Raw genomic sequence first — 11,245 nt, 5'->3', positions numbered from 1 at the left:
GGTAATCATAACTAAATTGAATACCATCAAATTGATGTGCTTGAGCTTGCTCAAACCAGTTTTTGACCTGAGTATAAAGAGTCGGATGATTAGCTTTAAGGGCGACAACGTAGTCAGCTTTTTTGGCTTGAATATGATTAAGTAGGTGGGTGGAATTAAATATAAAATGAACGTAGGTTGGGTTGAAGCATGAAACCCAACGCCCGATTATGTTACGCTACCGCTAACCCATCCTACAAATAATTGTGCCTACCTACTTAACTGCTAAATTAGATGAGCTTACCCTGTTTAATACGGATACCATCAGAACTAGGATGATTGTCTATTTCTTGGTATTTTTGAGTATAAAAGTTGAACGGTAACATATAAGTTTAGAAGCAATAAAGCCGATAACAATCAGTTACAATTGTTTTTATCTTCGTTTCAATCCCAAAACACTTAAAAAGAAACTGGAAAAAATCACCTGTATTCCCAAAGCGAGACAGGTCACTGAAGGAATCACGAGACGCATGATTACAGCAGGGTCTAAAGTACCGAATTGCCTCGCTTCCCAAGTTTGAAAAGCATATATCGATCCTCCGATTCCCAACAAGATTAAACCTCCTCCGATGATCACACCCACCTCCAAATTAAGATAACGGAAAAATCGTCTTAACTTGCGGTCTTCCGGTAATAAACCCTCGCTGATAGCAAAAGCTTTTGTGAAGACGGCAAAACTGAAAATTTGAAAGCCAATAATCAAAGCTGTGGCTGAATAGAGAAGGGTATGAACTCTGGGTTGAGGAATAAACCAAATCGTCGCCACAAACCCCAGAAACATTAAAGCCAGTCCGGGGTAGAGAAACAACCAGCGAGGACTATACATTAAGAGGAAGCGGAGATGTCGCCAGCCATCGCGCCAAGTTTTTAGGTGGGGGGGACGACTGCGACCGTCAGGGGATAAAGTGGTTGGTACTTCGGTAATTTTCAGACCGTAGAGGGATGCTTTCACCACCATCTCGCTGGCGAATTCCATGCCAGTGGTGCGTAGGTTCAATTGTTCGATCGCCTGTTTACTAAACCCGCGCAATCCACAGTGAAAATCACCACAGGGACTACCAAAAAATAACCGTCCTAACCAAGTCAAGACAGGATTGCCCAGATACTTATGCAATACCGGCATCGCCCCTGGTTTAATTCCCCCCTGAAAACGATTGCCCATCACCAAATCGTAACCCTGTCGCAATTTTTCTAGGAAAGGGGAGAGATTGGTAAAGTCATAGCTATCATCGGCATCCCCCATGATAATGTATTGACCTTTGGCGGCGGCTATACCTCCCCGCAGGGCGCTACCATAACCCCTTTCTGGGATGGGAACCACCCGCGCCCCTGAATTAGTGGCAATTTCTTGGGAACCATCGCTACTGCCATTATCGGCGATTAGCACCTCTCCCGCAATTTTCTGTCGTTCCAGATAATCTCGCGCTTTGCCGATACAGGTGGCCAGGGTTTCCGCCTCGTTGAGACAGGGCATGACGATCGATAATTCTAAAGTAGGTATCTGCTCATTAGAGGCGGCATCTGCCATGACCTGATTTTCCAGCATAACAATGGCGGTGGAGTCGTTTTGCTCAAGAGTATAACAGGATTATTGACATTTGTGACAACAAATTTTTGATTGCTCAATAGTGCTGCCTTAATTGATTGGCTTGTCTTTGTCCCCAATAACCTATAATGATTGGGCTGTTCATTATCCAGATTTCCGAAGCTATCTAAGCTAGACACAGCCTTCAGCATCCCAACAACGGGGTTTAGATTACGAACAGCTTAGGGCAAAAATTTGGCAACCCAGAGAAACTAGATTTTTCTTGCTTCTTGTTCACAGCTTATCTGGCTCTAAAGAGGGTTCCATAGTTTTTTAGGTTTTATGTGGTACAATGTGCCACATTATCTGGTAAGCTAAACAGGTCAATGGTTACAAATTAATTTCAATGACTGGGAGACCTCTTAATTCTTAGTTTGATGAATCTTAACCGATAAGGGAGACTTCCTATCTATCTACTTGTTGGTGAATTCACAACGATTTGTATAGTATTATAGGACAGACTTTACCTATTCAAAAAAAACTCAGAGAGCTAAGAACTATCATAAAGTGTTGAGGTATAAGAAAATTATGAATAAATTAAGTCAACGTACGCAAATTTTTAACTTTCTTATTGGATTAGGATTTGTCCTGATAATAATTATTAAATTTTATTTAACCAGAAAGTATGAAATTGTCGCTATCGGTTCCGATCCAGAAAGCTATCTGGCGAGAGCGGCATTCAATATTTGGTCGGATAAAGTAGGTATCGGGGCCTTAGGTCATCCTCCCGGTTATTCTATCTTTGTTTGGTTAGTTAATTTGTCTGGGATACCTTTGAGAATATTTCACGAGATTTTTTATATACTTTCCACGGGATTTTTAGTTTATTGCTTGCGATTTTTGAAAATTCCTAAATTGATTTGTCTTGGTGTATTTGGTGTCATGGTTTTTTATCCATTGACTTTTAGGTTTTTCAATGATGCCAGGAGTGAATCATCGGTAATTTCTTTATTCAATTTTCTAGTGGGAGTGACAATATTATTATTAATTTCTAGGAAAAGATCGAGTAAACTTGTTTATTCCTGTCTATCGGGTTTGATTCTAGGAATGATTGCCATTACTAGACCAGAAAGAGAGGTATTCTATCTATACTTTCTCGGCTTCGGTCTAATTACTTGGATCACAGGTTATCGAATTTCCAGAAATCAAAAGATCGAGAAAATCGTTTATTACTGTTTAATTCCCTTTCTGCTTTTCTGTCTAGTTAATTTCTCCTGCACGGTCTTAAACAAAGTCAATTTTGGTGTGTCTGGAGTCAGTTTATTCGATTCTCCCAGTTATAAAGGAATGTACACAAAACTGATGAAAATAGATGTGGGTACTCCTCAAAGATATATTACTTTTACGCAGGCACAATTAGCCGCTGCTTATGAAGTTAGCCCAACTTTGAAAAAAATGAAGCCTTTCTTACCCAAAGAAGAAATGATGCAAAGTTACAATACCTGGTTGTTAATTTATGCAGCTCGCGAGGTATCATCAGATCGAAAATCTCAGAGTGTTTATCAGGTATTCACAGAAGTTAATAAGGAACTAGAAAAGGCCTTTCAGGAGAAAACTTTACCTAGTAAACCTTTACTATTAGGTTATTTAGATCCTAACATAGGGGTTTGGTTGCCCCACGTCAAGAGTTCATTTATTAAGGTGGTAAATTGGTTTATATTCCCCCCTATGTCTGAAGTAGAAAATATTATTGCTAAGGATGATCCCAAAGCCAGTGTAGCATTATTTAATGCAACCGCTAATCGCCGAGCCGCTTTGATCAACAACCACAATCCTAATTCTAAAATATTTACTAAAGTTAAAATATTAAATTATCTCGTATATGTTCTCAATGTGCTGGGAATTATTTCCTTTGTAATCCTCCTAATTTACTACTGTGTTTATCAAGCTAAATCACTGTTTCTATCTACCTACATAATTATAGTTTTCTTGATTCTTTTAACTCAAATTGCTCGTCTTCTTCTCTATAGTTTACTTGATGCCTCTGCTTGGGAAATTCCGATGCGTTATCTATTTCCCAGTATGCCATTGTTCTCTGGATTATCCTTACTCAATATATTTGTCGTTTTTAACTTGCTGTCAAAAAAGATACTGAAAATGAAAAATTGAAGTTTATCTTGGTTTCACAGCCATAAACCTTAGCTATATCAAGCTGAAAATCGAAATGAACTTAAAAGTTTAGTTGTAACATATAAGTTTAGAATTGACAGTGCGGATAGCAATGGATTAGTGGGGAATAAATAACGTGAAGGTGCAGGGAAAAATGCCAGATCAATTGCAATATACAAAAATAAGCGGAGTAAAATTATAGATAAGGCAAAAGAAATAATCAATGTGTATTGATTGAGAAGTTGGGAGTGAACAGGTTTAACCAAGTAATAGACCAATAATATTACAAAAGATATCATTCCAAGAATATTGATGATCTGAATTAAAGGAGTGATCCGGTTTAAATAGAAAATAAGGTCTTTATTTAAATCTCGTTGATTAACTAGATAAGTTCGACGATGTGCCACTCGATTAAATATTGATCTCATTTCAGGGGTTACTCGAGGATCATCCGTATTTTGTAATAATTTCTTACTACTGACTCGTGGCAAAAATAAATATCCACTCATTTCAGTTAATGAATGAGGAAATTTGTTTAGCCAAAATCCTATATCTATATCATTAAAAGAGAAAGTTTTCTGGTTAATTCTTTTATCGTTAAATGCCTCTTGCAGTTCAGAATTAATTTGAGTAAAAACTTGATACATACTCCTATCTTCTGTTAAATTGCTTCTTCTAATTGCTTCTATTGTTGACCAGGACACCCAATCAATTGCTACTTCTATATTAGTAGTATCTTTTCCACCGAGTCTAGTAATTCTCCTAGCTAATTCTTCTTCGATTAGAGGTTTGACTTGATTCAATGTTGGACTCACTTGATAAGCCATTTTTAATTGTTAGCGATTTATATTGACAAACTCAAAATCATCTATATTTTGACCATCATCTATACTCTGAATCTGGGAAAAAGTTTCTTTGAAAGCCGATGAGTTACTAATGGATAACGCTGGTAATTCTAGAAAAAAAGCATTTAATAAAGTAAAAACTGTAGTAATTAATAAACTTATAGCAATGGGAATAATACAAATCGGCAAAGCTTCTCGAATAGCTCTTGCTATATTCATTCTATTTCTTAATACAAGAATAACAAAAACAACTAGGTAACTCAGGAAGAACACTATCTGCTCTGGACGGGTAATGAATATTATTCCTAAACACAATCCACCAAGAACGGAAAATATTAGTTTCCTGGCTAAATTTTCTGACATAACAGTTATGACAGTTAACGCCAAAAGGATATGATATAAGCTAATGGCTATTGTTTCAGTTAAAATAGTATTGAACCACAGAAAAGTTGTTATATGAAAAGTTAAAATTGCAAAAATAACTAAGCAGATATATCGAGGAATTTTTAGTAATCTAAAACTAAAAACTAATAAAATATTAGAGAGAGTGTAAAAAATCTCATGACTAATTCTTAGATAAAAATTCAGAAAATTAGAAACCATTATAAATATCGGATATCCTGGCATATAATCAATTATTGCCTTAGCTTTATTAGTAGGAAACCAAATATTCTGATCTGCCATTAACGTATAGAGCAAGGAATCTCTTGGATGCCCTAAAACTTCACTGTTTCTGATTAAAAAAAACTTAATAATGATAATTGATAAAATCCCACAAGCAAAGAATAATTTGTTTATATCTTCGCAAAATATTCTCGTCAATAATTGTTTTTTGGGCATAATATTTAATGCACTTAACTCAATTAAATAACGTCGAAATTGATCTACTAATAACAAGGAAAACTATCTGCTCTTAGGGTCTTTTTTATGCTTATTTAAACCACGAAAACTCCAGTGTTTGTGCAAGAAAAAATTATAAAACATTAAACCTGCACTCACAATTACTACCGATGCCATGTACCATAGTTTAAATACTTCTACCAAAATAAACATCCAAGCCACGTTAATTAATAAGCCAGAAAACATGACATTATAGTACTTTATCAATTCTGGAAAAAAGGTTTTTGTACTTGTATTAAAAGTATAAAACTTATTTAGGCAAAACCCAATAAAACTTGTATAAATTAGAGCAACAACTACCGAAGCAATGTAATGAAATTTGATTTTTTCAGTTAATAAATATATGGAAACAGTATAAATAATATTACAAGTTAAACCAAAAATAAAAAATCGTCGAAATTGTTGACTAGATAGTAAAGAACAAAATTTGTAAAAACTCTTTTGAAGTAGATTAATCATAATTTAGATTACTTTGGCAATAACTTGGGTTACACGATAGTAACTACTATATCGAATAGAGATAAACTGTCCTCACATATTCAAATCCCTCATGATCATACTCCCCTTTCCGGGATAGGAACCACCTGCGCCCCTGAATTAGTGGCAATTTCTTGGGAACCATCGCTACTGCCATTATCGGCGATTAGCACCTCTCCCGCAATTTTCTGTCGTTCCAGATAATCTCGTGCTTTGCCGATACAGGTGGCCAGGGTTTCCGCCTCGTTGAGACAGGGCATGATGATGGATAATTCTAAAGTAGGTATCTGCTCATTAGAGGCGGCATCTGCCATGACCTGATTTTCCAGCATAACAATCCCGGTGGATTCGTTTTGCCCAAGAGTATAACAGGTTATGTACAGCAGTGTCCCAAATTGTTAGCAGACAATCTGCTTATTCTTTTTCCTCTGAGCGGCAATCTATATCTGAAGTTTAATGGCGATCGCTCTGCTGGATTCTCTGACTTTCTTTATTGGGCAATTTGACCCAAATTTTCGAGCAACTGAAATTCTGATGCTATCCTCGCCATCCCACCTAATTATTTGCTAAAATTTATGGCCAAATCTCCTTAACCCAAACTGACGTTACATTTACTCAAAAGCTATCTGCTTGGCACTGAATTTTTGATGCGTCCGGGACGCATCCCACGGCCAAATATCGCCAATTTCCCCCTAGGCTTTAGGTCTTAAATAAACTAGAGACTGTTGCCAAATTAAAGTGGGTTTATCGTAGTGATCAACTAGGTATAAACAGTTAGCATCTTGCCAAAGGATGCGACCAACGAGGAGATCATCGGTGCTTAACTTAATTTCTACTTCCCGTTTCTCTTGAATATAGCTCTGTACTTGTTTAATACTCGGCAAACCAGGATCAAATTGAGACATAATGAGTTTATCGATGAGGTGTTCATCCTCTATTATTCCTGTTGAGCAGCTTTTATTGACCATGAAAATCCCCTTTACCAAATATCAAGGCCTGGGCAATGATTTTATTTTGATAGATAACCGTCACAGTCCCGAACCCCTGATCACAGCGGAAATGGCCGTGGCTATGTGCGATCGACATTTTGGCATCGGCGCCGATGGCGTGATTTTTGCGCTTCCTGGCCAAGCGGAAACCGACTACACCATGAGAATTTTCAACTCCGATGGTTCAGAACCGGAGATGTGTGGTAACGGTATTCGCTGTCTAGCTCAATTTATCGCCCGTTTAGAGGCTAACAACACCATTGGCCGCACCTATCGCATTCATACTCTAGCAGGAACTATCATTCCCCGTTTAGAAGCCAATGAACAGGTAACGGTCGATATGGGGCCGCCGCAACTCCTCGGCAGTGAAATCCCCACCACTTTGGTCAAGGGGTCAGAAAAAGTCCTCGCTGTTCCCCTAGAGGTGGAGGGCAAAGATTGGTTAGTTACTTGCGTTAGTATGGGTAATCCCCACTGTGTCACTTTTGTGGATGATCTGGCTTCTATTCCCCTAGAAACTATCGGGCCAAAATTTGAGCATCACCCGGTTTTTCCCCAGCGGACTAATGTGGAGTTCGTGGAGGTAATCGCGCCAGATTATATGAAGATGCGTGTCTGGGAAAGAGGAGCGGGAATTACTCTCGCTTGTGGGACTGGTGCTTGTGCGGTGGTGGTGGCGGCCCTGTTGGCGGGCAAATGCGATTGCCGTTGTACCGTGGAACTGCCCGGTGGTTGTCTTCAGATTCACTGGTCTCAAACCGATAACCGGGTTTACATGACAGGTCCTGCTAAACCTGTTTTTGAGGGCATTTATGGTATCTAAACCAACCCGCTAGGACGGGGACTGAACTCCCCGAACAGCGCGACGGGATTGTTAATTCTTAGAGACTGGTAATCCAAGCAATGATTCCTTTACCAGTTAACAATTCAATAGCTAAAAGAGAGACAAAGCCAATCATAGCTAGTCTGCCATTCAATTTTTCAGCTTTTTTGGTAAAACCGAGACTGCTAGAACTATCAACGTACATTTTCGGTTCAACAGCAAAATTATTCAGTCTTCCTTGTTCTTCGGTGGTGTAGCCGCGGGCAGTCATGGGGAGGCTCCTTTTGTATGCTTATGTTAAGAAGTGTAACACATTGTTAAGTTATGTTGCAAATTTTAACAAAAAATTTCTGGGGACTCAGAAAACCTCGATCAGGTCGTCATACTAAATCCTGTTTAAAAGGTAGAGTAGAGTGGGGTGTGGGGTGTGGGGAGAAGGGGGAAACAATTGATAACTTGAGAGTTAAAAACGGATTTGGTGTCAGTCAAAAGCAGGGTTCTAGGCTGTCAGGGTAGTGCTATAGTTCTATCTCCTCTGGGTTTATTGACGAAATTTTGCTTTTTTCTTGACAAATTACTCAGGTTATGGTAACAAAGAAGTGTAAACTCGATCGCCTAATCAGGGGAAAGACAAAAACTATCTTAAGGTCGCCAGAGGAGTCCCGTTAAACCGTACAGGAGTTAGCGGGAGATAAATTGCCGCCAAAAGCGAACCAGATTTTAGGGAGTCAACTGACCTTGAGTGAAGATACTAGAAAGGGTAAGTGTGGGGAGAATAGGGAAAAACCGCTAGGAAAAACCCCGGATAAAATCTTAAGATGCGGAGTGCCTAGTAGCCATAACGATTGCGCTCACTATTTTTGTAAATTCCATGGCAGAGATTAGCCCAGAGATCAACCTGATGCAGATAGCGACTATACTCAACCAATATCGATTTGAAATGAGAGGATACAAAGCGCAGGAATTAATCGAGCGCTGGTTGCCCATCTATTCGCTCAATTGGATTCGCATGGCGATTTTAGAGGCACTCTATCAGGGACGTTACAAAGTCATTTCGGTGGAGGAAATTCTCAAAATTTGGCACCGTCGCGGCCATCCTACCTTTCATTTTACGGGGGAATTCGAGCGATTGGTTTGTAAAAACCTGCCAGATTCCCAGTTAAATGGCAAAAAAACGGCAGTTATCCATAAACAGGAACAGGTCAAGATACCTTCTCCCACCCTTGAGCGGCCTTATCCAGAGCCACGAGCGGAAGCCACAAGGGAAGATTCTCTACTAAACTTAGAAACTTCTCTTTTTAATGATCCTCGCAAAGGTATGAGTGATCTGGAGGAATTATTCTCACAGTTAACCCCAGAAACGTCCAAATTCCTTAAATTAGAATCAGTACCTAAATCGCCTAACGGTCATGGAACTAGGGAGAATTTTTCGGCTAATTTTAAACCGGTAATCGATGAGTTTATCCCTTTGTTAGACCCTTCGGAATTATATCCCAAATTAAAAGCTGTGGCTCGATCGCAGTATAAGTAGGGTTGGCTGAAAAAGTTTTTCCTAGGGGCAGGGTGTGGGGTGTGGGGTGTGGGGTGTGGGGTGGTGGGGTACTGACACCAATTAATTCCCCGCCCTCAAGAAAAAAAAATCGCCTTGACGATTAGAATAGAGTTAACTTTTCCCCTCAAGGCTCTGCTCAATTAACTAGATTATGACATCCTCCTATTTTGGTCTAGAAACCGAAGAAAATAAGCTAATTAACTCTAATAATCTCTCATTCGCCGCTTCTCTTGGTATTCATGGCCTACTTTTAGCGATTATCTTACCTAATTTCCTCAATAATCCAGCGCAGGAGCCAAAAAAGGAATTACGCAACGTCAATCTGATTGAATTGAATCCTCTAGAGCAGTCACGTCTTCCCAGTCTTGACTCCTCCCTGTCCAGCTTACCCGGACTGCCTAACCTCAATTCGTCTTCTTCCTCTTTGCCTCCTCTCCCCCCCATGGATGGCATCCATAACAGCACCTTACCTCCTTTACCCTCGGTTTCTTCCCTTCCCCCTTTACCTTCCTTACCTGCTTTACCTCCCCTCTCCTCCTTACCCTCCGTCAATGTCTATTCTCCTCCCGTGGCATCTATTCCCTCTCTGGGTAGATTACCGATTCCTCGCAATTTTCCCACTTCTACCCCCAGTTTACCTGGTCCTCCTGCTGTTACCACCGGGCAGGGCAATGATAATCTACCTAGGGAGACTAATAACCAGCAGCTCCAGCCTTACTTTGATCCCTACCAAGATAATCTAACTTTAGATAGATTGCGAAATTCGCCCCGTAGTGCATCGCAACAGGCGCAGGAACAATTAAACAATTCCTTGGCCCGCACGTCGGATCCGAATGGTCAATCGCCCATTGATGAACAGCGTCGTCAACAATTAAGGTGGGAAATGCGGGAACGTTTGCGCTCCCTGGAGGCGGACAAAAGCAATACCAGTAACGAGGAGGCCATGAGAAATCAGGTGGATTGGCTGACCAGAGTCCAAAAAACCAATCCTAACGCCTTAAATGAACTAAATCAGCCCAATCAGGGCAGCGGAGGCATAACTACCGTCAATTTGACCGGTAACTATCCCGCCACGGCTTGTTCCCGTCAATTAGCGGGGACGGCGGTTTATGGGGTGACGGTGGATGCCCAAGGCCGCCTCAGCAGTGAACCCCAGTTAATTAAAAGTGCCGGCTTTCCGATTTTCAATCAACAGGCGGCTGGGGAAGTGAGATCAACTCGTTTTAATAATCCCAGTGGTGAGTCGAGAATCTATCAGGTGCGGGTCAGTTTTGCCCCTAACCCGGAAGTGTGCCGAGGTGCGATCGCTAATCCCCCAAAACCGGAGGGTAGTAACCTCAATACGCGTAACTCCCCCCCCGTAACGCCGGCAATTGAAACCCCGCTTCGTCCCAATCAAACCCCGCAACCCGCCGTTAGTCCCCAACCGGATAACGTCAAGCCACCCGCAACCACAAGTCCAAATCTGGCCCCAACCCAGCAAGAACCGCCCAAAGAAGCGATAATCGAGGAAAAAGCCCCGGAAACTTCTTCCCAACCCCCCGCTCTCAATCAGACGGAGGTTTCCCCCGCTAGTCCCCCCACTAGCCAAAATCCTCAACCCCTGGGCGAGGAAGCTTTGCCTCCCGGTCCGCCGGCGGAAGCTAAAACTGAACCAGAAAGTTAGGCCTTTTCAGTTATCAGTTATCAGTTATCAGTTATCAGATGTGAGTTTTAAGTTCACTGATCACTGAAAAAAACTCTCATCTTCCTAGTCAATGATTCGATCCCCCCTGCCCCCCTTGATCTATCCCTTATAGGGATCTTTCTTAACAATTTTTGCAGTAAGCACTCCAACCCTTATCCTGACTTGATTTCAGTTTTTTCTTTGTCAGTAAGGGTGTCAACAAGGAATATTACAAATTGTTAACCGAGTCTTGAAAGCCT

General features: G+C 40.6%; 10 protein-coding genes and 1 pseudogene. 4 read left to right on the top strand and 7 right to left on the bottom strand.

All coding sequences use genetic code 11. The features are described 5' to 3' along the window. Positions 1-412: 412 nt before the first annotated feature. Complete coding sequence (locus tag IM496_RS12895) at positions 413-1,585, bottom strand: glycosyltransferase family 2 protein (RefSeq protein WP_287662142.1); 1,173 nt, start codon at positions 1,583-1,585, stop codon at positions 413-415. Positions 1,586-2,152: 567 nt separating this feature from the next. Here IM496_RS12895 and IM496_RS12890 point away from each other — a divergent pair. Continuing rightward, positions 2,153-3,733, top strand: a complete 1,581-nt coding sequence (locus tag IM496_RS12890; protein ID WP_287662141.1) for a hypothetical protein — start codon at positions 2,153-2,155, stop codon at positions 3,731-3,733. Positions 3,734-3,771: 38 nt separating this feature from the next. On the opposite strand, the gene IM496_RS12885 is transcribed toward IM496_RS12890, so the two are convergent. The 5 genes and pseudogenes from IM496_RS12885 to IM496_RS12865 all read right to left on the bottom strand — a co-directional run bounded on the left by IM496_RS12885 (position 3,772) and on the right by IM496_RS12865 (position 6,860). Next, positions 3,772-4,560: a hypothetical protein gene (locus tag IM496_RS12885; RefSeq protein WP_287662140.1), complete on the bottom strand. Its 789-nt coding sequence runs from the start codon at positions 4,558-4,560 to the stop codon at positions 3,772-3,774. A gap of 9 nt (positions 4,561-4,569) precedes the next feature. After that, positions 4,570-5,418 carry a hypothetical protein gene (locus tag IM496_RS12880; protein WP_287662138.1) on the bottom strand — a complete coding sequence of 283 codons (849 nt, stop codon included), beginning with the start codon at positions 5,416-5,418 and terminating at the stop codon, positions 4,570-4,572. A 63-nt stretch (positions 5,419-5,481) separates the two neighbouring features. Then, positions 5,482-5,937: a GtrA family protein gene (locus IM496_RS12875; protein ID WP_287662135.1), complete on the bottom strand. Its 456-nt coding sequence runs from the start codon at positions 5,935-5,937 to the stop codon at positions 5,482-5,484. Positions 5,938-6,038: 101 nt separating this feature from the next. Then, positions 6,039-6,287: pseudogene (locus tag IM496_RS12870) on the bottom strand (glycosyltransferase); the annotation flags it as partial. A gap of 360 nt (positions 6,288-6,647) precedes the next feature. Further along, positions 6,648-6,860, bottom strand: a complete 213-nt coding sequence (locus IM496_RS12865; protein WP_002733331.1) for an Hfq-related RNA-binding protein — start codon at positions 6,858-6,860, stop codon at positions 6,648-6,650. Between the two features lie 61 nt (positions 6,861-6,921). Between IM496_RS12865 and dapF the strand changes: the two genes are divergently transcribed. Further along, the gene (dapF, locus tag IM496_RS12860; protein WP_194015864.1) at positions 6,922-7,767 is read left to right on the top strand and encodes a diaminopimelate epimerase; all 846 of its coding nucleotides are present in this window, start codon (positions 6,922-6,924) and stop codon (positions 7,765-7,767) included. Between the two features lie 58 nt (positions 7,768-7,825). Here dapF and IM496_RS12855 read toward each other — a convergent pair whose 3' ends face one another. Continuing rightward, complete coding sequence (locus IM496_RS12855) at positions 7,826-8,038, bottom strand: CAB/ELIP/HLIP family chlorophyll-binding protein (RefSeq protein WP_002732553.1); 213 nt, start codon at positions 8,036-8,038, stop codon at positions 7,826-7,828. 600 nt (positions 8,039-8,638) lie between these two features. On the opposite strand from IM496_RS12855, the gene IM496_RS12850 reads away from it, so the two are divergent. Then, positions 8,639-9,298 (top strand): hypothetical protein, encoded by a 660-nt coding sequence (locus IM496_RS12850; protein WP_194018452.1) that lies wholly within the window; start codon positions 8,639-8,641, stop codon positions 9,296-9,298. A 172-nt stretch (positions 9,299-9,470) separates the two neighbouring features. Then, positions 9,471-10,985, top strand: coding sequence for an energy transducer TonB (locus IM496_RS12845; protein ID WP_194016875.1), 1,515 nt, complete (start codon positions 9,471-9,473; stop codon positions 10,983-10,985). Positions 10,986-11,245 lie beyond the last annotated feature (260 nt).

The sequence above is a fragment of the Microcystis sp. M049S2 genome, assembly GCF_020245625.1.
Taxonomy (GTDB): Bacteria; Cyanobacteriota; Cyanobacteriia; order Cyanobacteriales; family Microcystaceae; genus Microcystis; species Microcystis ichthyoblabe_A.
This window is presented reverse-complemented; position numbering and strand designations above follow the sequence as displayed.